General features: G+C 60.2%; 20 protein-coding genes. 3 read left to right on the forward strand and 17 right to left on the reverse strand.

Annotation, left to right across the window (positions count from 1 at the left end; all coding sequences use genetic code 11):
- Positions 1-174: 174 nt before the first annotated feature.
- Positions 175-2,157 carry a TonB-dependent receptor domain-containing protein gene (locus GOQ28_RS11020; protein WP_160356475.1) on the forward strand — a complete coding sequence of 661 codons (1,983 nt, stop codon included), beginning with the start codon at positions 175-177 and terminating at the stop codon, positions 2,155-2,157.
- Between the two features lie 92 nt (positions 2,158-2,249).
- On the opposite strand, the gene GOQ28_RS11025 is transcribed toward GOQ28_RS11020, so the two are convergent.
- From GOQ28_RS11025 to GOQ28_RS11085, 13 genes are all read right to left on the reverse strand, one after another.
- Entirely contained in the window at positions 2,250-4,352 is a 2,103-nt protein-coding gene (locus GOQ28_RS11025) for a carbohydrate-binding family V/XII (protein WP_160356476.1), read from the reverse strand.
- A 151-nt stretch (positions 4,353-4,503) separates the two neighbouring features.
- Complete coding sequence (locus GOQ28_RS11030; RefSeq protein ID WP_160356477.1) at positions 4,504-5,127, reverse strand: FMN-binding negative transcriptional regulator; 624 nt, start codon at positions 5,125-5,127, stop codon at positions 4,504-4,506.
- A gap of 60 nt (positions 5,128-5,187) precedes the next feature.
- Positions 5,188-5,673, reverse strand: a complete 486-nt coding sequence (locus tag GOQ28_RS11035) for a hypothetical protein (protein ID WP_160356478.1) — start codon at positions 5,671-5,673, stop codon at positions 5,188-5,190.
- A 519-nt stretch (positions 5,674-6,192) separates the two neighbouring features.
- Positions 6,193-8,013 (reverse strand): ferrous iron transporter B, encoded by a 1,821-nt coding sequence (gene feoB / locus GOQ28_RS11040; RefSeq protein ID WP_160356479.1) that lies wholly within the window; start codon positions 8,011-8,013, stop codon positions 6,193-6,195.
- On the reverse strand, positions 8,006-8,266 hold the full coding sequence (locus GOQ28_RS11045) for a FeoA family protein (RefSeq protein WP_160349400.1): 261 nt from the start codon (positions 8,264-8,266) through the stop codon (positions 8,006-8,008). The genes feoB and GOQ28_RS11045 overlap by 8 nt, the downstream gene beginning before the upstream one ends.
- Positions 8,267-8,503: 237 nt before the next feature.
- Positions 8,504-9,298, reverse strand: a complete 795-nt coding sequence (locus GOQ28_RS11050; protein WP_336603766.1) for an alpha/beta fold hydrolase — start codon at positions 9,296-9,298, stop codon at positions 8,504-8,506.
- 8 nt (positions 9,299-9,306) lie between these two features.
- The gene (locus tag GOQ28_RS11055) at positions 9,307-10,293 is read right to left on the reverse strand and encodes an Lnb N-terminal periplasmic domain-containing protein (protein WP_160356480.1); all 987 of its coding nucleotides are present in this window, start codon (positions 10,291-10,293) and stop codon (positions 9,307-9,309) included.
- 176 nt (positions 10,294-10,469) lie between these two features.
- Positions 10,470-11,216, reverse strand: coding sequence for a sulfite exporter TauE/SafE family protein (locus GOQ28_RS11060; RefSeq protein ID WP_160356481.1), 747 nt, complete (start codon positions 11,214-11,216; stop codon positions 10,470-10,472).
- A 117-nt stretch (positions 11,217-11,333) separates the two neighbouring features.
- On the reverse strand, positions 11,334-12,233 hold the full coding sequence (locus tag GOQ28_RS11065; protein ID WP_160356482.1) for an MBL fold metallo-hydrolase: 900 nt from the start codon (positions 12,231-12,233) through the stop codon (positions 11,334-11,336).
- A complete protein-coding gene (locus tag GOQ28_RS11070; RefSeq protein ID WP_160356483.1) occupies positions 12,230-13,585 on the reverse strand; it encodes an MFS transporter in 1,356 nt (451 codons plus the stop codon). The genes GOQ28_RS11065 and GOQ28_RS11070 overlap by 4 nt, the downstream gene beginning before the upstream one ends.
- 58 nt (positions 13,586-13,643) lie before the next feature.
- Positions 13,644-15,053, reverse strand: coding sequence for an LLM class flavin-dependent oxidoreductase (locus GOQ28_RS11075; protein ID WP_160349395.1), 1,410 nt, complete (start codon positions 15,051-15,053; stop codon positions 13,644-13,646).
- Positions 15,054-15,085: 32 nt separating this feature from the next.
- Positions 15,086-15,421, reverse strand: a complete 336-nt coding sequence (locus GOQ28_RS11080) for a DUF4387 domain-containing protein (protein WP_160356484.1) — start codon at positions 15,419-15,421, stop codon at positions 15,086-15,088.
- 3 nt (positions 15,422-15,424) lie between these two features.
- Positions 15,425-16,786 (reverse strand): acyclic terpene utilization AtuA family protein, encoded by a 1,362-nt coding sequence (locus tag GOQ28_RS11085; protein ID WP_160356485.1) that lies wholly within the window; start codon positions 16,784-16,786, stop codon positions 15,425-15,427.
- A 308-nt stretch (positions 16,787-17,094) separates the two neighbouring features.
- On the opposite strand from GOQ28_RS11085, the gene GOQ28_RS11090 reads away from it, so the two are divergent.
- On the forward strand, positions 17,095-17,604 hold the full coding sequence (locus tag GOQ28_RS11090) for a flavin reductase family protein (RefSeq protein ID WP_160356486.1): 510 nt from the start codon (positions 17,095-17,097) through the stop codon (positions 17,602-17,604).
- A gap of 169 nt (positions 17,605-17,773) precedes the next feature.
- Here GOQ28_RS11090 and GOQ28_RS11095 read toward each other — a convergent pair whose 3' ends face one another.
- The 4 genes from GOQ28_RS11095 to GOQ28_RS11110 are packed head-to-tail and all read right to left on the reverse strand — an operon-like array spanning position 17,774 to position 21,756.
- Positions 17,774-18,931, reverse strand: coding sequence for an iron-containing alcohol dehydrogenase (locus GOQ28_RS11095; RefSeq protein WP_160356487.1), 1,158 nt, complete (start codon positions 18,929-18,931; stop codon positions 17,774-17,776).
- Between the two features lie 45 nt (positions 18,932-18,976).
- On the reverse strand, positions 18,977-19,597 hold the full coding sequence (leuD, locus tag GOQ28_RS11100; protein ID WP_160356488.1) for a 3-isopropylmalate dehydratase small subunit: 621 nt from the start codon (positions 19,595-19,597) through the stop codon (positions 18,977-18,979).
- Entirely contained in the window at positions 19,594-21,009 is a 1,416-nt protein-coding gene (gene leuC / locus GOQ28_RS11105; RefSeq protein WP_160356489.1) for a 3-isopropylmalate dehydratase large subunit, read from the reverse strand. The genes leuD and leuC overlap by 4 nt, the downstream gene beginning before the upstream one ends.
- A 39-nt stretch (positions 21,010-21,048) precedes the next feature.
- Positions 21,049-21,756: a GntR family transcriptional regulator gene (locus GOQ28_RS11110; protein WP_160356490.1), complete on the reverse strand. Its 708-nt coding sequence runs from the start codon at positions 21,754-21,756 to the stop codon at positions 21,049-21,051.
- A gap of 161 nt (positions 21,757-21,917) precedes the next feature.
- On the opposite strand from GOQ28_RS11110, the gene GOQ28_RS11115 reads away from it, so the two are divergent.
- Positions 21,918-22,919, forward strand: a complete 1,002-nt coding sequence (locus GOQ28_RS11115; protein ID WP_336603767.1) for a Bug family tripartite tricarboxylate transporter substrate binding protein — start codon at positions 21,918-21,920, stop codon at positions 22,917-22,919.
- The last annotated feature ends 13 nt before the right edge of the window (positions 22,920-22,932 follow it).

Here is a 22,932-nt window from a genome sequence, read left to right on the forward strand (position 1 = left end):
GGATGGGGATGCGGTTTGGGGGGCAGGGATGGTTACGTGCGGTTGCGAATCATTCTTGTTTGCTGTAATCTTTCGCGCACATTTCTGACTAATGCCTGAAAGGCTCTGTGGTGGATACCCTGCGGGGGTTCACTGCGGGGCTGGGCGATCCCCCTTTTCTCGACTGGAGAACGCATGACCTGCGCTCGAACACCCGCGCACGTGCTGTTGCCGAACACACTGGCAGTGGCTATTTTGGCTTCTTTCACTGGTACTGTCGTCGCGCAGAGCGCTGACGCCGATAACGTTACAGTGATGGACAACGTGGTCGTGACCGCCAGCGGTTTTGAGCAAAACGTGGTCGATGCGCCGGCATCGATTTCGGTGATTCCGAGGGAAAAGCTGGAACAGGGCTCTTATCGTGATCTGAACGATGCATTGCGCGATGTTCCGGGTTTGATCATCACCAGCAATAGCGACAACAATGGTCGGGGTGATATTAGTTTGCGTGGGATGGGGTCGGCTTATACGCTGATCTTGGTCGACGGCAAGCGTACGACGACGCGCGAAACTCAGAATAATGGCAGCACGGGTACGGACCAGAGCTGGACACCACCGTTGGCCGCTATCGACCGGATCGAGGTGGTGCGCGGGCCGATGTCGTCGCTGTATGGCTCGGATGCGATGGGTGGCGTCGTTAACATCATCACGCGCAAAGTGGCCGAAGAATGGACCGGGCAGGTGCGGGCCGAAACGACGCTGCAGCAGCATTCGCATTCGGGTGATGAGCAGCGCGGCAATGTGTATCTAAGCGGGCCGATCAAGACGGACCTGCTGGGTATCAGCCTGTATGGCGCGTACTCGCATCGCGACGAGGACGATATCTTTGAGGGCTACAACAAGGCTCGCAACTTTGGCGGGACCGTCAAGCTGGCTTTGACGCCGACCAGGGATCACGACATCGTACTCGAAGGCGAAGGGTACAAGCAGCGATTCGATTCGCGTGTCGGCAAGACGCAGGATCCGGAAGACAGCAGTTCGGCGGATGCCACGAATCGATTCGAGCGTGAGCGTTATGCCTTGTCGCATACGGGCCGATGGACGCAGCGTTTCATCACGGACTCCTATGTGCAGCGCGAGAAAACAAAGAACCTCTCGCGCGATATGACGATCGAAAATACGGTGTTGAGCACGAACGCGACGTATCTTTTCGATCGCAATACCACGATGGTCGGTGCGTATTATGAAAAGAATGATTTGACCGACACGACGTCCAATACGCTGTCAAATTTGTCGGCGGCAGACCGTTGGCAATATGCGTTCTTCGCGGAAAACGAATGGCGCATGACGGACGCTTTTGCGTTGACGACGGGCTTGCGCTGGGACAAGGAAAAAACGGCGGGCGATCACTGGTCGCCGCGTATTTATGGTGTGTACCACCTGAATGAGAACTGGACGGTCAAGGGAGGGGTGTCGACGGGCTTTAAGGCGCCCAGCATCCGGCAGACGATTGGCGACTGGGGCAACTCGAGCCGTGGTGGCGACCGGTATGGCAATCCAAATCTAAAGCCGGAAAAATCGATCACCAAGGAAATCGGCCTGCTTTATAGCGGTGAATCCGGCCTGCAAACCAGCCTGACGTTGTTCACGAACGATTTCAAGGACAAAATTACCCGAGTGTCCTGCCCGGAATGCGGACCACCGAACCGGTTTGGTAACGTGCCCACCACCTACCAGAACGTGGACGATGCAGTGACGCGCGGGGTGGAAGCCAGCTTTAGCGCCCCGCTGACACGCACGGTGTCGATCAATTCGTCGTACACCTACACGTACTCGAAGCAAAAATCCGGCCAGTACGCGGGCAAGCCGTTGAATCAGCTGCCCAAGCACATGTTCAACCTGGGTGCCGATTGGCAGGCGACCGAGGCGATCAACGCCTGGGCACGATTGCATTTCCGCGGCAAGGAAAGCGATGCGACGACCACGCCTTCATCGGGTGGCGAATTTATCGCGCCGTCCTATACCCTGGTCGATCTGGGCGGCTCGTACAAGCTGAACAAGAACGTGACCATGCACGCTGGCATCTATAACCTGCTGGATAAAGACATCAACTACGACGACTATCAATTTGTCGAAGATGGCCGTCGTCTCTGGCTAGCGATGGATATCCGGTTCTAATCACGCTTGGGTGGGACGGAGTCCCACCCTGGATTAGATTCCCCGGTTTTGTCGGCGGGGGATTCTTGTCCAGCAGGCAGGCGTTAATCTGGTCAGATGTTGCCTGCTCCGCGCGGCTCGGAAATGGGGCGGCAGCAGGCCGAAGGGGTCTCAGATCTGCGTTGGGTATGGAATCTGGCGCTGGGGCAGGGTGATGAAAGCCGTGACGATCCGTTGTCGCCGATTGCTGGTGACATGAAGCTCGCTGCTTCATGATCGTGATGAGTGGTGTATCGATCGCTCCTCCCTATCCGCGCCCTGCGTTGCCCCTCGAGATAGTCCGTAACATTGCTGTCGGTATAAGTTTTGCGCTGGATAGGCTGCCAGCCAGATGACGTGTATTGTTGCCATCCGCTGGCAGTGTGCCGATATACGTGGCCATGGTCGTCAGCATACAAAGACCTGACCTTATCGTGTGCGGTATCTCCCGCAGATCCGGTGGTTTGCGCGTTTCCAGACACAGGGTTGATTTCGACTTGGCGCGGGCCCCAGTCTTGATCGCTCCAGTTGTGGTAGCCCACGCTTCGAGTGATGATGCCGTGGCTCCAGGTGTCGTACACGTCGATGCGATTGATATCGACCCCGCGGGCATACGGGAGTTCGCCATAGGGACCCCAATATGGTTCCGCGACAAAGCCATTGGCGGTCGAAAACCCGAATGACAATCCCTTCGTGGTGTCCAGCGCAGCGTTATAGCCGTAGGTGGGGGGAAAGCCCACCCATGTATTGCGCATGATCGCTGGTGGATAGGTATAGCCCGAGCCGTAAACCACTGTGCCTTCCGGATTGATAATCACGCCAAGATACCCGGGCGTGTAGCCGACCACGACGGTATCGGGGGTGGCGTCATAGATGTGTACGTAGGTGACGTAATACAGCGGCGACTCAGGTGGAATCGTATAAATGGCGGGCGTCACCGCATCCGCGACGCGCCACGGACCGGACGGGGAGCTAGAGATGAACCATACGGCCTGGTAGAGCGCATAGTATTCCTCATTATTGACTTGGATAACCGGTGTGTGCGTGTTGGTGGCAAAGTGCAGCGACGTGCCGGGGACTGCGGCGAACTGCGGTGTATCGCCAAAATATCGCACGTTTAACATGGCCTCTCGCCGTGAGACGGTCGCCGTTTGCGGAATCGTGGCGGCGATGAGGGCTTCTTTCGCCTGGGGCGTACCGGCCACGGACATGAGCACGTTAGCGTGGGGATCGTGGACGCTGATATGCGCGAACTCTGGATTCAGTTGATCGCTAGGGACGTGACGCCATGGGCCATGCAGGCTTTCAGCGCTGAACCAACGCCCAGAAATTAACAGGTAATAGCGATGTTCGGAAGGGAGGACGAACAGCGGATGATCCGCGTTGCTGACCGATTGGAGACTCGTCCCCAGGACCGGTCTGAACTGTGCCGGGCCATCCAGCAGTATCAATTCTGACGGTTCCGAAGAAACCAACAACGTCGGAGCTTTGTCCGCTTCAATGGGGCGTTCCAGTTGTATCGGGTCCACCTCTACCTGGCGGGCAACGGCCGCCGCCACCGTAAGCAATTGCCGCGAGGCGGACTCACTTTGCCATGTTCCCGACAAAGTGCCCGCGGTGTACCAGTGACCGGCGGCATTGATGTGATAGTCGCCATCATGGGCTCGTAGGATCAGCGCGCGGCTGTTGACGACCCGCTGCCAGCCGGCGTGGCGGGGGACCGGGGCGAGCACGGGGTCTCCATCAATCATCACCAGCACGGTGGGGTCGGTCTCGACCTTAATGCGCGGAGGCGTATTCTGCACAAGCATCGCGTGCCGGTTCGATAGTTGTTTGGCAGCGGTGTAGCTCCGTAGCAGGTGGCTTAGCCGCAGCGTTATTTCTACAGGCAGCAATGCGGCGAGCTGTTCACGCAAAGACTCACCGTTGTCGGACGCGGCAGGAGCTTGCACCGCAGTGACTTTCACCTGGGTGAGGTGCACCTCGTCTTGGGACTTGTCTATATCGGCGTCGGCGGTAAAACGGGTGACCCCATAGACCGGCGGCCCGTCCTGCGACAGGACGGCGACCGCCATATGCCCGGCGATGCGATTGCCTCGCCATGCATTGATCTGGGGGGGATAGACGGCATATTGCTTTCCGTCTATTTCCAAGGTGCGAGGCCACGAGGTCTTCATCGTGGGCGCGTGCAGTGTCTGAGACATGGGAAGCGTGGGCTGCGCCCAAAGGGCAGCCAGACTGCCCGCGCCCATGCACGCGCATAGAGTGACGATGAGAGCCACGATGCGAGAGAGGTTGCAATGTGGGTTCATCGATTCTCCTGATATCTTATTCGTCGTCGCGCATAGCATGCGCTAACGATGTCGAGCCGCGCTGCGTCAACGCCTCGACGGCCCCGAGGCGGTCAGACTGGGCCTTGTTTTGACTGAGTTTGCGTTTGCCGATCAACGCGGTGATGGCGATCTCGATGCCGACTATGTTGCGTAGCATCTCGTCGATGTAATCGGGTGGCGCATCGCCCATTTTCCAGGGGGCGGGTTCCGAGGCCTCGTGTCGTTTGGTCAGCCGTGCCACCAATCGGCGGACATATCGCTCGTCATCATGGATGGACAGTTTGCCGTGCGCATGCACGACCTCGTAGTTCCATGTCGGGACCTGGCGATGCGTCTCGTGTTTGCTGGGATACCAGCTAGGCGAGATATAGCCCTGAGCGCCTCGAAAAATGACCAGAACCCCGGCGCCGTCGTCAAGCCGCTGCCAGAGAGGATTGGCGCGTGCAATGTGTGCCGAAAGCACGCCATGAGCGCCCGCCTCGGGATCCAGTTCGAAAGGAATGTGATCGGCGTCAAGGCCATTTTCGTCATGCGTGACCAGGATGCCGAGCGGCGATTCCTTGATAATGCGGTGCAGCGCGTCGGGGCGGCTTTCGTTGAAATGAGTGGGCAGGTACATGTTTCGGATGTCGGTTCGTTAGATACGTGGCAACGCGATCAGGTACGCCTCAGGGCCCGTTCAATAATAAATATCGACGTAGTCCGTGAAGTGGTCGCAGCTTTGCATCTGTTGCAGACGCCAGAAACGACGCTTTCCGCTCGCCTTGAAGTAGAAGTCGCCCGTGCGTTCGCACCGGCGCCCAGGCTCTGGGGCATCCTCGATCAGAATAGTGCCACGGAAGGCGAACCCTTTGTTATCGATCGAGACAACGTCGCCTTGTAGGTGAACCGCTCCATGTTGGTTGACCTGACTGCCGGCGAGGCTCACGAAGCCATCGAGGTTCGTGACCTGAAGACGGCCGAGATTATCCGACCATAGCCACTGCAACGTGATACCCCGGTTGTGCACCAGGCGCTCATAGGCGACCTGACTGCGGATCTCTGTTGCCTGCGTGATGGCAAGAGGGCGTTCCGGCTCAGCCATCGGAGCTGGGCATGCGATGGCCGGCGAGGCCAGGCTCATCGTCAATGTCATTAGCCAAGTCACAATAGATTGCAGAGGCATGGTTTCGAAATCATGGAGTGGAATCCGCTGTGCCGGCCCGGCATGGCCGCGCGACGGATCGTGTTTATGGGCGTCCGGGGCGCAACGCCCCGCTGCTATACCCTTTTAGCCGACTGCTTTATTACTCTGACGATAAGGCGTTAAAGACCCACGCGTTTAGGACTCGATAACGGAGCTTGGTTGCCCATCCTCGCGCGTCGGTACAGTTGCAGCGTGGCTTCGCGCTGTGGCGCGCATGCGCAGCCGCTGCAGCTTCTGCAACCATACGTATTAGGATCGCCGTTCCGAGCGGCCCCCACACCATCGGCTGCATTCGCTAGTCCGGCGCGTTGCAGTAACCCTCGGGCACTTTCGCGCATGTGCGCCGGCAATCCAGGAAAAAAATGCAGCGCCAAGCGCGCCAGACTGAGAGCAAACAGGGCCCAAACCACGCAGGTTTGCCACCATGCGGTACTGTCAAACATGTCGATCACTATGATTACCGAGTAAACCTATGCGCCCATACAGCCATTACAGCCATTACAGCCATCGCAGGGCTAGCTGATAGGTCGCGAACGCAGCGCCATAGGCCAGCACAAACATATATGCAAATGACAGCAGGACGACCCGCCAATCCCCGGTTTCGCGGCGGATGACGGCCAGGGTAGACATGCATTGCGGCGCAAAGGCGAACCACACCATGAGAGCCAGGGCGGTGGGCATAGCGAGGTTGGCCGCCAGCATGCTGCCCAGCTGACTGTCGGCCCCGTCGGCCACGCTGTATATCGTGGCCAGCGTGGTCACGGCCGACTCCCGCGCGGCAAATGCGGGGATGAGGGCAAGCGTGATCTGCCAGTTAAATCCCAAGGGAGCGAATAGCGGCTGCATCGCCAGCCCCAACATCCCGGCGAAACTGGATTCGATCGCGGGGCGCGCGGCGTCCACGGGCGCCGCGGGAAAATTGGCAATCCCCCACATCACAATGCTGAGCGCCAGCATGACTCCCGTCAGTCGACGGAGAAAAACCCACGCACGCTCCCAGAGGGTCAAGCCGATATCGCGCCATTTGGGCAGTCGATAGGAGGGCAGCTCCATCAATAGTGCGGTGTCATCGCCATGACGGCGCAAAATCTTGCCGATCATCGCAACCGTCATGCCCCCCAAGATGCCCGCGGCATAGAGCGCGAACAACACGACGCCTTGAAGATTGAAAATGCCGACCGAGCGTTGCGGTATGAACGCGCCAATCAGCAAGGTGTAGACGGGCAGCCGGGCGGCGCAGGTCATCAGCGGCGCAACCAGGATGGCGACCAGCCGGTCGCGTCGATCCGGTATGCTGCGCGCACCGGTGATGCTGGGTATGGCGCACGCGAAACTCGATAGCAATGGGATAAAGGCGCGGCCGCTTAGCCCGACCGCCACCATGACGCGATCGAGCAAAAACGCGGCGCGTGGCAGGTAACCTGACTCTTCCAATACAAGCAGGATGAAGAACAGCGCCAGGATCTGCGGTAAAAACCCCAGCAGGCTGCCCAGACCGGCGCACACCCCGTCAGCGATAAGGCCCGCGAGTGGGCCCACGCCGATCCAAGTGGTCACGTTATCGCCCAGCCATGCCATCGCATCGCCAATCGCTCCCGTAATCGGTCTGCCCACGGCATAAACCGTCTGAAAACTCAGGAACATGACGGTCGCCAAAATCATGGGGCCGAACAAGGGGTGCAGCGCCCAACGATCTATCTTGTCATCCCAGGTCATCGTGCTTGCGGATTGCCGCACTGTCTCTGACATGATCGCGCGCACCTCGTGATGCAGGTCTGGCGGCGCTGCGAGGTCGCCCGGTGGCGGCATGTCCTCGTCGAGCTGCGCGAGTAAACGCGCCGCGCCGTCGCGGCGCACGGCAACCGTTTCGATGACTGGCATGCCAAGTCGCCTGGAAAGCCGGTTCACATCGATATGGACGCCGCGTCGCACCGCCTGGTCGACCATGTTCAAGGCCACCACGACCGGTAGCCCCAGCTGCCGGATCTCGAGCAGCAGGCGTAGATGCAGGCGCAGGTTCGTGGCGTCCATGACGAAGACGATCGCTTGCGGCGTCGGCTCTTCGTGATGCCGGCCTTGCAGGATTGCGGCCGTGACTGCCTCATCCGCGCTGCGCGAGGCCAGACTGTACGTTCCCGGCAGATCCAGCAGGCACACGCGACGGCCGCGCGGCGTGGAGGAAAAGCCGATCTTGCGATCCACGGTGACGCCCGCATAGTTCGCGACTTTCTGGCGGCTCCCGGTCAGACGGTTGAAAAGCGCGGTTTTGCCGGTGTTGGGATTGCCCACCAATGCGATGCGCAACGTGAGGTCAGTCATGCACGCCCTCACGACGTACGATGACACGCGCCGCCTCGCCGCGTCGCAAGGCAAAGCGGGTGCCACCTATCGCGATGAGCACGGGGTTGCCGCCGAAAGGCCCGCGCGCGGCAAGCCTTAATGGTTCGCCGGCCACAAAGCCCAGATCGCGCAGGCGTGCGGCGATAGGATCGTCAGGCCGCGCATCCAGAACGCGCTCGACGACGGCGCGGTCGTGTACGGCCAAGTCGGTCAAACAAAGAGGGGAGGTCATGCAGAAACGTCGAATCGAGAATGCAACGAGGCGCGCAACATCGCCTCGGCTTCATCGATGCCGTTTGAGGGGAGCCAACATGGTCAGCGCCCGAAAAGGGATTATTTGCGACGCCTAAACGCCATGTATAACCGAAAAGCGCTCACCGATGCCTTGCGAGGAAGCTACCGATTTCTATGAATTTTGGTATAGCAAATAGTCGGCATCGAGAGCTACATGGGCAGAGTGTTCCCAGCATTATTCGATGGACTGCAGCCAAGCTTCTATCGCAGCGATGAATGCGCCGGGCTGTTCACGGTGCGGGACATGGCCGCATCCCCGCATTACCACTGGGGTCGCGTGCGTGGCGGCCTGGATGCGATGCAAATGCGCCAAGGTTCCGTATTCATCGCAATCGCCGTGGAAGCTGAGTACGGGGCATTGCACCTCGCGTAAAAAGGGATCCAGCGTCCAGTCCGCAAACGCGGGAGCCAGCCAGGTCGCGGTCCAGGCCTCGAGCACCCAGGCCGCTTTGTCGCCGTGGTATTTCTTCAGCCGGTCGAGTTCGCCCGGCCGGGCGAACATCGCCTTGGTTTGACGAACGCCCTCGACGGTGTGCGGTTCGACGAATGCGTGAGCGGATTCCGTTATGAGCCCGACACAGTCGGAGCGATGGACCGCCGCGCATGCCATGCTCATGCCGCCGCCCACGCTATGGCCGAAAGCGACGAACTTGCCGATGTGTAGCGCGTCGCGAACGAGGCGGAAATCTCCCGTGGCCTCTGCATGCACGAGGTCGAATCCGACACGATCAGGATGCGGGTCCGAACGACCGAATCCCAAACGGTCGTAGGCGACAATGCGTCGCCCGGTGGCAAGGGCCATACGTTCGGGCAGATCGCGCCATAGAGTCACGCAGCCCAATGAGTCGTGTTGCATGATGATGGGTGCGCGCTTCGGACTTACGGTGTCTGCTTGCCAGCTTTTGACGAAGAGCCTCCCACGCGCGGTGTTGACCCAGGTTTCCTGCGAGTGCATCCTCGACATATCCATGGCTTCAATCAATGTTCGGTATCGACACCGGGTACCCCTTGTCGAATTTCGTGCGAGAACCGCGCGGGATCGCGCGAAGCGCGCGCGCGTTCGGTGTAATGCCCGCGCCGCCGATACTCTTCAATGCTTTGCGCGCCGCGCAGCGCATCCAGGTCATACAGGTATTCGGGCAGATAACCGGAAACCAACAGCCGGTAGTCCAAGGGCAATCCTTGCACGATTCTGCTGGCGAGCTGATAAATAATCGTGGTGCAGTTGGCGGTGATCGTGTTGTAGAAGCGGGGTTGATCTCGCAACTGGTTGGCGGTGTCCAGATACGATAAAAATAATGCGCGCGCGGCGGCTTGCCCTTCAGGCATGTAAACCCGGTAGAGATAGCCGTCTTCATCGCGCACATTGGTACGCACGCGCAAGCTGTCGGTTTCGGTGGAGGCCAAGACCGATAGCTCATACCGCCGAAAGAACCCGCCAATCTCGGAAAATTCATCGCCTGATTTGCGGCGGATCTCGACGGAGAAAACAACATATTGGCCGTCGGCAAAACCGAACGACACCATGGTGTGCGCGATCGCGGGGCGGCCCCAATAAGACAGCACCAGGTCCACGGATTGCAACTGCGACAGGTCATAGGTGCGCGTGACCCAACGCTCATCGAAATCGGTGGGCGACCGCCATTCGAAATCCCGTACGTTGTGTAACGTCACCATGTCCCCACTCACGGACCCGTACGTTTGTTCGGCGACCTCGGGCATCCAGGCGCGGTCATTGGAGGGACGGACGCCCAACCACCACCAGGCCTGCATGGCCAGCCAAGCGGCGACGAAGCACGCCAAGGGCAGATAAGCGCCTTTGCACAGTCCGATCGCCGCGGCGCCGGCCAGTATGAGCCAGATCGCGACGAGGACGGCCGGGGCGGGCGCCTGATACCACAAGGCGCCGGTGCCCCAGACGGCAGCGGCGAAAATCGCCAACCCGATGAATACGTTGAAAAGCATGGCCTTACGCGTCATATCTCTGCAAAGTTGGGAGTCAGCAGGATGACGGCCGCAACGCAAGCGAGCTTGCGCGCACCGGCATGTTGGCCAATGTTACATGCTATCGGGGACATATTGCTCGCGGTCGAGCCAGCGCGCTAGGGCGGCGATGCGCATCGGCGCAGCGGATCAGGCCTTTAAAACGTCTGCCAAATCATATGCAGGCTAACGAGGGTCATGACGATCTTGAATCCCAGGCGGAATGTGGATTCGGGCAGATTGTCGAGCGTGCGCGTGCCCACCCAGGTGCCGACCACGCCGCTGGCGATCATCGCGGCAATCAGCGGCGCCCATTCGGCGTAGGCGAATCCCAGCGTGCCGAACGCGGCGATCTTCAATCCATGCTGGATGACCATACAGGCGGCGTGTGTGGCGACCAACGGCTGTTTGACCAGCCCGGTGCGGGCAATCAAGGCGGCCACCAGCGGACCGGTTGCGCCTACTAGCATGGTGCAGAAGCTCGATATCGCCCCACCGAGGACGAAAAAGGTCTTGCCGTGACGTTGCGCCGCGGCGCTGGGCTTTTTGCGATAAACCGACCACAGGATGAATAGCGCCAGTGCCCACTTCGCCAGGGCATCTGGGATATTGACCACGACCGAAGCGCCCAGCGCAATCCCGACGACGCTGCCCAGAAAGAACCAGAGCAATAGCGGCATCACCAGATAACGGCGCTGAATAATCACCCGGCCCGCGTTGGATCCCATCTGCACCACGCCGTGGACGGGGAGTACGCTCGTGACGGGTAATCCCAGACTGAGAATCGCCAGCATGGCGACACCGCCGCCCAGGCCCATGGCGGCGGTCAGGGCAGAGGTCAGAAAGCTCGCGAAAATCAGGACAGAGGCAAAGACGGCAGTGATATCGGCGGGGATGAAGGTCATGGTGCTCTCGCGTGAATCGGAGGGCAGTGTATCGCTTCCCGCATCGGATCACGCAATGGGCGAGCCGTCCACCGGGGTCGTGGGGGAGAATTCCCCCGCGACCCCGGGTGCGTCCTACTATTGTTCGTCCACAAAGCGCAGTTCGAAGCCGTTGTCAGGCCCTTTATCTGAACCTTCGTGGATAAAGCCCGCATGAGGCGGCATGAAGTGGCCCGGCAGCAGCAAGGCATGCCGCTCACATGCTTGTTCCAGCACGCGTCGCCGCGTGACGGCCGACTGCACCTGATCTTGGCAGCCGAAGCAGCTCCATGACGGGTACTTCACCTGGATGGGGTGATGCAGAATATCCCCGGTGAGCACCGCATGCTCGCCGTCCGATTTCAGCCAGATCGCCACGTGGCCCGGCGTATGGCCGGGCGCTGGCGCGAGAACGAGACAGTCGGCGATCTCGGCATAGTCGTCGACTATCAACGCCTGACCCGCCTCGATGACCGGCAACACGCTGTCCTGATAGGCCAGCGTGTGCGGACCGTTCGGCGAGGCAGCGAGCTTCTCTTCCCAGTAGGCGTGCTCGCGGCGCGAGAACACATACTTCGCATTCGGGAAGGTCGGCACCCACCGCCCGTTGATCAGCTGGGTGTTCCAGCCGATATGGTCGGCGTGCAAGTGGGTGCAGAGCACGAAGTCGATGTCTTCGGGCCGCGCGCCCGCCTCGGCCAAGCGGTTCAGAAAGGGCGTATCCAGCCCGCACCAGTCCGGGCGGCCCGGGCGGTCCTTGCCGTTGCCCACGCAACCATCGATCAAGATCTTATGCGTGCCGGTATCGAGCAGCCACGAGTGCATGCTCAACAGCATCCGGCCGGTGGCCGGGTCATAGTGGCCGGGAGCCATCCATGACAGATTGCTCTGGACGGCTTCGGGGGTGGCAAGCGGAAAGAACTTCATGAAGTCGAACATGGTGTCGACCATTTCCTGCACCAGCGTCGCGGTCACGCTGCCGATCTTGAAGCGAATCATGCGGTTTGCCCCCCCATGGCGCGCGACACGGCGGGTTGCGCGGCGACGGCGACGTCGGACTCTTCATGCTCGATCTGTTCGAGTTCGACCGCGGCGGCTTCACGCAGCGGCAGAATGCACAGCGTGGAGATCAAGCCTGCGATCAGCACGTAGGCCGCGATCGGCCAGTAGCTGCCCGTCCAGACCACGAACATGGCGGCAAGCACAGGCGTGGGGCCGCTCCACACGACGGTCGCGAGCTGATAGGCGACGGACACACCGCTATAGCGGATAGCCGCCGGGAACTGCTCGCCAAACAGACTGGGTTGGATGGCCTGCGTGCTGCCCTGACCGATCATGAGCGACAACACCATGGCAACGGTGATGATGAACTCATTACGCGTATTGAGCATTTCGAAGAACGGGAACGCAAACAGACCCAGAAAAATCATGCCGCCCATGAACACCTTCTTGCGACCGATACGATCGGACAATGCGCCAAACAACGGCTGTGCGATCAACGTAAAGGCGGCCGCGATCATGAGTGCCCGCAAGGCCACCGAACGATCGATCTGCAAGGTCTGAGTGAGATACACCAAGGAGAACACCGCGGCGATGTAAAAGCTGGTGTTCTCGGCGGCTTGCGAGCCGACCATCAACAGGACGCGTTTCTTCTGCGTCTTGAAAATGGTGGCGATGGGCAAGCGTGCTTGCGCCTTGGTGCTCTTCAGACGGTTAAAGCTGGGCGACTCGGAGACGCGCTTGCGAATGAAATAACCGACGATGACGAGGATGGCGCTCAGCAAGAACGGGATGCGCCAGCCCCAGGCCAGGAATTCCTCTTTCGTGGTGAAGGCGTTTACGGCGGCCATCACGCCCGTGGACAGAATCAACGCGGCGGGGATGCCCATCTGCGGCCAGCTGCCATAAAAGCCGCGATGCTTGGCCGGTGCATGCTCGACCACCATCAACGTCGCGCCGCCCCATTCGCCACCGACGGCCAGACCTTGCAGCAGGCGCAGCCCGGTCAGCAGTATCGGTGCCCAGATGCCGATGCTTTCATACGTCGGCAGCAGGCCAATCACAAAGGTCACGCCGCCCATCATGATCAGACTCAGCACGAGCATGGCCTTGCGGCCGATGCGATCCCCAAAGTGGCCAAAGAGAACGCCGCCCAGGGGTCGGGCGATAAAGCCGACGGCGAAACTCGCCAGCGACGCGATGGTCCCCGCCAAGGGGTCAGACGATGGGAAAAAGAGAACGTTGAACACCAGCGCGGCCGACGCGCCAAAAATAAAAAAGTCGTACCACTCCAGTGTGCTGCCAATCGCACTGGCGAGCGATACCCTACGGATATCTGATTTATCCGACATACGATGTCTCCTCGACGAACGAACGCGCCCGCAAGCGGGCGCGCCTCCTTTGGGTTGATCAAACGGTTTTCTTCAGTAGCTCGGCGTTAACGCCGGCATAGGCTTGTTTGCGCCAGTCGCCTGCGTTGGGGCGCGGCAGGCCCAGGTTCTCGCGCAGCGTGGAGCCGGTGTATTCCTTACGGAACACGCCACGGCGTTGCAGCTCGGGCACGACGTGACGGACGAAATCTTCGTAGCTGCCGGGGATGTGCGTGGGCGAAATCACGAAGCCGTCGCAACCGCCTTCCACGAACCATTGCTCGAGTTGATCGGCCACCGTCTTGGCAGTACCCGCGAAGACCGGGAACTCCTTGATACGCGCCCGGTTGGAGAACTCCACAAAGTCGCGCACCGAGGGGTTCTTCTTGCCAGACAGCATGACCACGCGGTCGCGGAATCCAGTCCAGCCGGAGATGCTTTGCATCTCGGCATCCGTAAACGGCGTGTCGTAGTCGCGGGTCGAGAAGTCCGTGTTGAGGATCTCGCACAGCAAGGTCAAAGAATCGATCGGGCGAGCCAGCGAATCGATGTAGGCCTTTTGCTGTTGCGCGATTTCGTCGGATTCTGCGATCACGGTGTAGATCGCGGTGGAAACCTTCACATGGTCCGGGTTGCGCCCGGCCAATTCGACCGACTGCTTGAGCTCGGCGTATTGCTTTTTGGCGGCTTCGAGGTTGGGGTACACCACGAACACCAGCTCGCCCCAGCGCGAAGCAAACGCGCGGCCGCGGCCGCTTTGGCCTGCCTGAATGAGCACGGGGTGGCCTTGGTCGGAGCGGGGCACGGTGAGCGGGCCACGCGATTTGAAGTACTTGCCCTCGTGCGACAGACGATGGACTTTCTCGGGATGCGCGAACAGCCCGGATTCTTTGTCCAGCACGAGCGCGTCGTCTTCCCACGAATCCCAGTGGCCCATGACGGTCTCGAGGAACTCATCGGCGCGGTCATAGCGCAGATCGTGTTCCAAGTGGCCGGCAGCGCCGAAGTTCGCGGCCTCGGAGTCGTTCAGCGAGGTCACGACGTTCCACGCGACACGGCCGTGCGTCATCAAGTCCAGCGTCGAGAAGTGACGGGCGACGTGGTAGGGCTCGTAATACGTGGTGGAGTAGGTGGCACCCAGTCCCAGGTTCTTGGTGGCGGCGGCCATGGCCATCAGCACCGGCGTCGGGTCGAGCTTGACCGCGCGCACGCCATTTTCGACGGTCTTGCGATGATCATTGCCGTAGATGTCGGGCATGGCCAGACGGTCGTCGAAGAAGGCCAGGTGGAACTTGCCATCTTCCAGCGTGCGGGCGATGCGTTGATAGTATTCGGGCTTCAGGAAGTCCTGCATCGCCGCGCTATGCCGCCAGGACCCCGGATAGGTCGAGCAGTTCTGCGCCTGCATGAAACCAATCAGGGTCATCTGCCGGGAGTTAGGGGTAGACATAATTCGGTTCTCCTTAGTTCTGTTTGGGTCGCTTAAACGCCCGGAATTTCCACGGTCAGCAGCGGGGCATGCTGTTGCGCGCCGAAGGTGTCGCGCTCACCGACGGTGCCTTGTCCCCAGGCGCGCTTGAGCGTCAACTTGAATGCGCGGGCCGGATCGAAGAACATCAACGTGACGATGTCCTCGGGCGTGACGCTATACAAGCGGCAGATAAGTGCCTCGTTAAGCACGCCGCTTTCTTTGACTTTGTTGTAGCGTTCTTCGGTGTCGAAAATGACATCGAATGTGATTTCAAACGGGCCCGAGTTCTTGCTGCGTACCACTTTGGCCAGTTCGCGCAGGGTGCGAGTGCTGTGGGTCGAAGTCATCGTTCAAATCTCCACGATTTCAAAGGGGAACAAGGCGTCGGCCGATTCGATTTCCATCACGTGATACACCGTGAATTTGCATACCGGGCCGATCGGATTCTCAGGTGGGTTCAGCGGAATCGCGAAGTTCCCCGCAGTGGCGACTTGTCCTTCATAAGGCATGTGCAGCACATCGATGCGCACGCTATTGCAGATCGTGTTGGCGAGCTCTTGCGTGGGCGCGGTCACTTCGCCGAGCAAGCCGATCTCATGCGGCACGACGTCAGCCAAGGGCTCGAACTCGCCCATCACGCCGTTCATACCGTACACATGGAAGATCAACTGGGCTTGGCCCGAACGTAGCTCGGGATAGGTCTTGAACGCCTCCGCCTTGACACGGCACAGGTAGTCATCGATCTGGCCAATGAGTATGGGATCGCGGATACCGCCGATGAAGATCGTGCGCATGCCGACAATGCCTGCGCCTTCCAGTTTCACGGTATAGGCGGGCGCTTCGATAAAGCGGCTGCCGCTCACGCGTACGGCGCGATCGCTGATGGGCTCGTATGTGGCTTCGCGCAGATCGATGGTGCCACCGGGGCCAGTCAGTAGATCGGGACGGGCTTTCTCGTAGAGCGTGTGAGCCGCGACCGAGGCCGGCGTGCAGCGTTCTTTCAAGCTCATCGGTTCGAGGTCGAAGCTGTCGCGTCGCACGGTGGCGAGGATCACCTTGCCCTTGGGTTCAGCGCAGTTTGCGCCGCATTCGACGATCTTGCCCATATGCCAGTAGATGCCTGGCTCGATCCCATGCATCGCGCACAAGGCCGCGAACGGCGCCGGGTCATACGCGCGACCGGAGACGATGATGTCGACATCGGGGTGCTCGCGCAGCACTTTGATGAAGGGTTCCGCGCCAATCTGCGCGACGATGCGCGCAGACTGATCGATGTCTTCTTCTTGCAGGGCGGGCGCGGAGCCGCAGGGCGCGATCTTGCCTTGCGCTAGACCCTGGCGTACGAGTTCGGGATCGATATCCGAATAGATCTTGGCGATCTTGAAGTGATAGCCGTCACGTTTAGCGATCTGCTCGATCAGCTCGACCATCATGTCGACTTGCTCGCGGATGCCCGCCCCGCCAGCGGAGCTGATGTAGACCGGGATCTTGCGGGTCGCGCACGCGTTGAGCATCAAGGTCAGATCGCGCAGATAGGCGTCGCGTGACACGATGGTCTTGGGCAGGCCCAGCAGATAGGGGCCGGGATCGGTCGAGCCGCCATCGACGATCATGGCGTCCGGCTGACGCTCTACGCCTCGCCAGAAGTCCTCTTCAGGAATGCCATAACCGAGAATTCCATTAGGGGTCAGAATCCGAATTTCTTCCTTCAACGCAATCTCCCTCACTGATATTGCCTGGGCATTCCGCATATGGGTTGCCGCGAAAGCTGTGTGGCTGCGCATTATGAGGATGGCGTTCGATCCCGACTATTTCCTTTATGAGATGGACCAATAGGCGTTTCTAATAAATGAAAAACGCCCCGGAGACGGTGGGCATTTCAGGTCATCTATTCGTTTTCCTGATTAATCCATTGCGAGTTCTAAATTGTTCTGGGGCAGCGCGCTACTTAGACTATTTCCCAAGACATGCAGCTACGCGGTCCATTTCATCGCAAGAATCATTCTAGGAATTTACGCATATGGCCTTGCAAGACGCCAAGACTTTCCGTGACGCGCTCAGCACGTTTCCCAGTGGTGTGACTATCGTCTCGACGACCGATGATGAGGGCCGCCATTGGGGGTTCACGGCCAGTTCGTTTTCGTCGGTATCCATGGATCCGCCGCTGGTTCTGGTGTGTTTGGCAAAGAAAGCGGATTCGCACGCCGCGTTCTTAAAAGCACGACGGTACGCCATCAATATTTTGGCCGAGCATCAAGAGGGCGTCGCGATGCACTTCGCGCGCAAGGGCGAGGACAAGTTCTCCGCGCACCCGTTCCGCTATGGCACAGCGCAAGATCCGCATCCGCCGGTGTTGCATGGTTCACTCGCATCGCTGCACTGCGTGGCTCACGATGCCTATGACGCGGGCGATCACACCGTGCTGGTGGGTGAAGTCGCACATGTGGAATTGAGCGAAGCGACCCCGCTGGTGTATTTCAATCGCGGATTCCGCAAGATCGATGTAACGCCCGCACAGTTGGCGGCGTAATAAATATTGCGTATCGGTAGCTCATGCTGCCGATGCGCGACGCGCGCCAGGCTAGAGCAGTCGGGCGCGTCAGGCTTTATATAAACAGGCCAGGGCGCTGAAAGGTTCCCGAATCCTGGACAGCAGTCCAGAATCGGGCAACGTTTCATTGCCCTGGCCTGTCTTGTGTTTAGTACGCCGCCTGGTAGATCGCAAACGCATCCGCCTCGGTCACTGGCCGTGGGTTGTTCACCAGCAAGCGTTGCTGCGCCATCGCGTCACGCGCCAGCATGGGCAAAGCATCCTCGGTCACGCCCACGTCGCGCAGGCGGCATGGAATGCCGGTTTCACGCACTAACGCTTCAATTCGTTCGATGAAGGCTTGTGCGGCGGCAGCCGGCTCGGACGGGCACGCGTCACCCGGCAATAGCGGTGCGAGCTCGGCATACAGGCTTTGTGCCATCGGCAGGTTAAAGCGCAGCACATGACTCAACACGAGCGAGTTGGATAAGCCATGTGGCACGTGATAATGCCCGCCTAGCGGATAGGCCAATGCGTGAACCGCGGCAACGGGCGCATTCGAGAAGGCCTGTCCGGCAAGCGTGGCGCCCAGCAGCATGGCTTCGCGCGCCGCGATATCGTCGCCATGGCGGCAAGCGGGCAAGAGATTGTGTGACAACAAACGCAGCGCCTGCATGGCCAGCATGTCGGATAAGGGGTTCTTCAAGCGAGCCGAGGTGTAGGCCTCGATCGCATGCACCATGGCATCGATACCCGTCGCGGCGGTCGCGGCGGGTGGCAAACCCTTGGTGAGTTCGGCATCGAGGATGGCCACGTCCGCCATCAAGAAGGGCGACACCACGCCACTCTTGGTCGTTTCGCCAGTGGTCACGATGGAAATAGCGGTGACCTCCGACCCAGTGCCTGCCGTCGTGGGCATCAGGACCAAGGGCAGGCGAGGGCCGGTGACGTTGCCGATCCCATACATCTGCGACAGCGGCTGATCCGATCCGCACAGCACGGCGATCAGCTTGGCGACGTCCAGAGACGAGCCGCCGCCCAGGCCCAAGACGACTTCGGCGCGGGCATCGCGTGCGCGCTCCACGGCTTTAAGCACGACGTGATCGGGCGGGTCGGCGACCACATCGTCAATCACGGTCACTTCCCAGCCGCTGGCGCGCAGGTCCGATAGCGCGGGGTCCAACAGCCCGCTTTGGTGCAGGAATTTATCTGTCACCAGGCACAGGCGCGTCTGCTTATACTTGGCGCGCAACAGGCTACCTAGGCGTTGGGCCGCGCCCAGCTCGACGATCAGCTGGGGCACGGTGGAAAACTCAAATCGTTGCATAGCTTGCTCCGAATTAGATGATGGGCGGCGTGTACCGGTGGTGCCTTACGCTTGTGTGTACAAGTCGTAGATCCACGGGCGCAGGCGGCGATCGCGCTGCTGAAAGTCTATGATTTCCTGGCTACGGGCCAGGCTCTTGTCGATGTCGTCCCAGCCATTGAGCAGGGCTTCTCGCTGTTGCGCGGGGATCTCGAACGTGATGGGATCACCGCCTTCGACATTGACGGTCGTGGCGCGCAGATCCACCCGCAACAAGGCGCCCGCGCGGGCGTGAGCGGCGAGCGAGGCGAGTTCATCGGCTTGCAGGCGGATGGGCAGGATGCCGTTTTGCAAACAGTTGTTGTAGAAGATATCGCCATAGCTTTCGGCGAGGATGCAGCGAATGCCGAAATCATCCAACGCCCACACCGCCATCTCGCGCGAGCTGCCGCAGCCAAAGTTGGCGCCACTGATCAAGATCTTTGCCTCACGGAATGGCGCTTGATTCAGGACAAAGCCGGGATCTTCGCTGCCGTCCGCGCGATAGCGCAGCATTTCAAACGCCCACGGCGCGAATTGTCCGCGCTTGAGCGTTGTCATGCGCTCGATACGGACGATCATGTCAGTATCGACGTTATCGCGGGCGATGACGGCCGCCACGCTGCTGCATTCGATAAAGGGCTTCATGCGTTGACCTGTTCTAATTCGGCTGCGGTGGTGATGTGTCCGGCTATCGCGCAGGCGGCCGCCGTGGCGGGGCTGGCGAGGTGTGTTAACGCGCCCGGCCCTTGGCGTCCGACGAAATTGCGATTGGACGTTGAGACGCAGCGTTTGCCTGGAGGCACCATGTCGCCATTGGCGCCGACGCACATCGAGCATCCGGGCTCACGCCATTGGAACCCCGCCTCGCGAAAAATATGATGCAGGCCTTCGGCTTCGGCTTGTGCCTTGACCGGAAGCGACCCAGGCACCACCCACGCCTGCACGCCCGGTGCCACGCGCTGGCCGCGCACGACCGCCGCGGCCGCGCGCAGGTCGGACAGACGGCTGTTGGCGCACGAACCGATGAAGACCCAATCGACGGGTGTGCCCATGATCGGCTCGCCGGCCTCCAAGCGCATATAGTCCAATGCGGCTTGACGGCCTTGCCGCCGCGCCGCGTCGGCGACTTCCGCAGGCAATGGGATGCGCGCCGTGATCGCCATCGTATGCTCGGGGCTGGTGCCCCAGGTGATCACGGGCCCTAGCCCCTCTACATCCACGACCGCTTCTTTATCAAATACCGCATCCGGTTCGGAGGGCAGCGAGGACCAAGCTCGTACGGCCTGATCGAATGCCTCGCCTTTCGGCGCATAGGGACGATTGGCCAAATACGCGTAGGTCGTTGCGTCGGGCGCGATCATGCCGACCCGTGCACCCATCTCGATGGCGAGATTGCACAGGGTCATGCGCGCTTCCATGTCGAAGGCGCGTACGCAGTCGCCGGCGAATTCGACGGCATGGCCCGTGGCCGCAGCCGTGCCTAATGTCCCGATCACGTGAAGAATCACGTCCTTCGCCGTGGCCTGTGGACCGGGGCGGCCGGTGATCGTCACACGCATGGTCGGCGGACGACGCTGGCGTAGCGTTTGCGTGGCCAGGACATGCGCCTGTTCCGACGACCCGATGCCCCAGGCCAATGCGCCAAAGGCGCCATGGGTGCAGGTATGACTGTCGCCACACACAATCGTCGTGCCGGGCAAACTCAATCCCTGTTCGGGCCCGATCACGTGCACGATCCCTTGCCGGCCGTCCGCGATATCGAACATCGGCATACGCAAGCGGCTGGCCTGCTCGCGCAGGCCCTGCATCATCGCTTGGGCGGACGCAGGGCCCGCCTCGACGTTACCGGGCGCGGTGCCAATGACATGGTCTAGCGTCGCGAAGGTCAGCTCGGGGTTTCGTACCGTCAGGTCACGCGCTTCAATAACGCGAATGGCTTCGACCGTGGTCAGTTCGTGGGCCAGATGGCGGTCGATGTGCAGCAACGCCTCGTCTTCCGAGATCTGGGACACCACGTGGGCATCCCAAATCTTGTCGAACATTGTCCCCTTGCTCATGTGCAATCCTTCAAAGTCATAGCAACGCCGGCGTTAATGTCAGTGCGCAGCGGTCCCGCCTAGCCGCGCCAGCATTTGGTCGGCGGAACGCCACAGGTGCTTCTTCATGGCCTCATAGGCCGCGCTTGGATCGCCAGCCAGGATGGCTTCGGCGATCAAGTCATGTTCGTCCACGGCAAGCAGGATGACGTCTTCGACGCTGATCAACTGCCGTAGTTGGCTGATGAAGACAGGCTGATGGTATTTCTCGATCAACTCCGCCAACAACGGGTTGCCGCTAATGCGCACGATCTCGCGATGAAAGTCGCGGTTGTCGATCGCGAATTGTTGAAAGTTCAACTGCTCGCGATGTTTACGGCCGCGTTCTACCACGGCGGTCAGCCGGCGCCGGTTGTCGCCTTCGTTGATACGCTGCGCGGTATATTGCGCGGCGTAGCCTTCGAGGGCTTCGCGGATCTGGTAGATGTGGCGAATCTCGTCCGGCGACAAACGTCGCACCACAGCGCCCCGATTGGGGATCAGGTGCACCAATCCGTCTGCTTCCAAACGGCGAAACGCCTCGCGTAGCGAACTGCGGCTCACGCCCAACACCTCGACGATGTCGCGCGAGATCAACCGCTGCCCTGGGGCATAGCGGCCTTCCAGAATGCCTGCCTTCAGTTCATCCGCGACGCGCTCCACCGTTTCGCCAGAGCGCGCGGTCGGTTCTTCCGTCGCGCCTTGGGCGTCTAACTCCGTCGAGCTCATAAATGTCCAACCATATTGACGCTAAAGACACGATTCTATTTAAACCATTTTGATCATACAATAAAGTCATTCAAAAGTGTCCGACACTTTTGAATGAAGATCCGGGCCGGGCGTTGCGCATCGGACTTCGCTACCACACCACATCTATAAGGAGACCGAACGTGACCTCGAACAAAAAATTTTCCCTACGCCGCTCTGTGCTCATGGCGGCCGCCTCGCTGGCCGTGGCTTTTGGCGGCGTGTCGGCTGTTCATGCGCAAGCCGACTATCCCAGCAAACCGATACGTCTGGTCGTGCCGTTTGTCGGTGGCGGCGTGACCGACGCGGCCGCGCGCATCGTGGCCGAGCGCTTGGGACAGCGCCTGGGCAAGGCGGTGATTGTCGAAAACCGCCCCGGCGCTGGCGGCAACATCGGGACGGCGGAAGTCGCCCGTGCCACGCCCGATGGCTATACCTTGCTGCTGGCGTATGACGGCACCTTGGTGATCAACCCGAACGTCTATACCCAGGTGCCTTTTGACACCTTGAAGGACTTCACCTCGGTCGGCAAGATCGGTGATGCGTTGCTGGTCATTCTGGTCAACCCGAAATTGCCTATTCACAATTTCGCGGATCTGATGGCCGAAGCCAAAAAGACCAAGGAAGGCATCTTCTATGGCACGGCTGGCAATGGCAGTACGCCGCATTTGGCTGGCACGATGCTGAGTCTGAAAGCCGGCATCCCCATGAATCCCGTGCCTTATAAAGGTGGAAGCGCCGCGGTCGTGGACGTCGCGGGTGGCGTGTTGCCGATGACGATTTCGTCGGTGGCGGGCGCGATGCCGTTCGTACAGGGCAAGCAGGCTCGTCCTATCGCCATGACGTCTTTGCAGCGCGCGCCCTCGATGCCCGACGTTCCCACGCTCGATGAGCAAGGCGTCAAAGGCTACGAGTTCAACTCTTGGGTAGGCTTGGTCGCGCCGGCTGGGACGCCGGAACCCATTATCAACCGCTTGAACACCGAGCTGCAGGCCGTGTTGAATGACAACGAGACCAAAGAGCGCCTGATGAACCTGGGCGTGGTCACCACGCCGGGCAAGCCCGAAGCGTTCACCAAGGAGATGGAGCGCGACCTGCAAAAGAACAAGGAAATCGCGCAAGCGGCTAACCTGAAGCTCGACTGATTATTTTTACCCT

This window comes from Bordetella sp. 02P26C-1 (assembly GCF_009763255.1).
Taxonomy (GTDB): Bacteria; Pseudomonadota; Gammaproteobacteria; order Burkholderiales; family Burkholderiaceae_B; genus Bordetella_A.

Excerpts from the sequence above, each read along its gene's own strand:
- GOQ28_RS11020 (WP_160356475.1), top strand. The coding sequence starts at position 175 with ATGACCTGCGCTCGAACACCCGCGCACGTGCTGTTGCCGAACACACTG.
- GOQ28_RS11025 (WP_160356476.1), bottom strand. The coding sequence starts at position 4,352 with ATGAAGACCTCGTGGCCTCGCACCTTGGAAATAGACGGAAAGCAATAT.
- GOQ28_RS11030 (WP_160356477.1), bottom strand. The coding sequence starts at position 5,127 with ATGTACCTGCCCACTCATTTCAACGAAAGCCGCCCCGACGCGCTGCAC.
- GOQ28_RS11035 (WP_160356478.1), bottom strand. The coding sequence starts at position 5,673 with ATGCCTCTGCAATCTATTGTGACTTGGCTAATGACATTGACGATGAGC.
- feoB (WP_160356479.1), bottom strand. The coding sequence starts at position 8,013 with ATGACTGACCTCACGTTGCGCATCGCATTGGTGGGCAATCCCAACACC.
- GOQ28_RS11045 (WP_160349400.1), bottom strand. The coding sequence starts at position 8,266 with ATGACCTCCCCTCTTTGTTTGACCGACTTGGCCGTACACGACCGCGCC.
- GOQ28_RS11050 (WP_336603766.1), bottom strand. The coding sequence starts at position 9,298 with ATGGATATGTCGAGGATGCACTCGCAGGAAACCTGGGTCAACACCGCG.
- GOQ28_RS11055 (WP_160356480.1), bottom strand. The coding sequence starts at position 10,293 with ATGCTTTTCAACGTATTCATCGGGTTGGCGATTTTCGCCGCTGCCGTC.
- GOQ28_RS11060 (WP_160356481.1), bottom strand. The coding sequence starts at position 11,216 with ATGACCTTCATCCCCGCCGATATCACTGCCGTCTTTGCCTCTGTCCTG.
- GOQ28_RS11065 (WP_160356482.1), bottom strand. The coding sequence starts at position 12,233 with ATGATTCGCTTCAAGATCGGCAGCGTGACCGCGACGCTGGTGCAGGAA.
- GOQ28_RS11070 (WP_160356483.1), bottom strand. The coding sequence starts at position 13,585 with ATGTCGGATAAATCAGATATCCGTAGGGTATCGCTCGCCAGTGCGATT.
- GOQ28_RS11075 (WP_160349395.1), bottom strand. The coding sequence starts at position 15,053 with ATGTCTACCCCTAACTCCCGGCAGATGACCCTGATTGGTTTCATGCAG.
- GOQ28_RS11080 (WP_160356484.1), bottom strand. The coding sequence starts at position 15,421 with ATGACTTCGACCCACAGCACTCGCACCCTGCGCGAACTGGCCAAAGTG.
- GOQ28_RS11090 (WP_160356486.1), top strand. The coding sequence starts at position 17,095 with ATGGCCTTGCAAGACGCCAAGACTTTCCGTGACGCGCTCAGCACGTTT.
- GOQ28_RS11095 (WP_160356487.1), bottom strand. The coding sequence starts at position 18,931 with ATGCAACGATTTGAGTTTTCCACCGTGCCCCAGCTGATCGTCGAGCTG.
- leuD (WP_160356488.1), bottom strand. The coding sequence starts at position 19,597 with ATGAAGCCCTTTATCGAATGCAGCAGCGTGGCGGCCGTCATCGCCCGC.
- leuC (WP_160356489.1), bottom strand. The coding sequence starts at position 21,009 with ATGAGCAAGGGGACAATGTTCGACAAGATTTGGGATGCCCACGTGGTG.
- GOQ28_RS11110 (WP_160356490.1), bottom strand. The coding sequence starts at position 21,756 with ATGAGCTCGACGGAGTTAGACGCCCAAGGCGCGACGGAAGAACCGACC.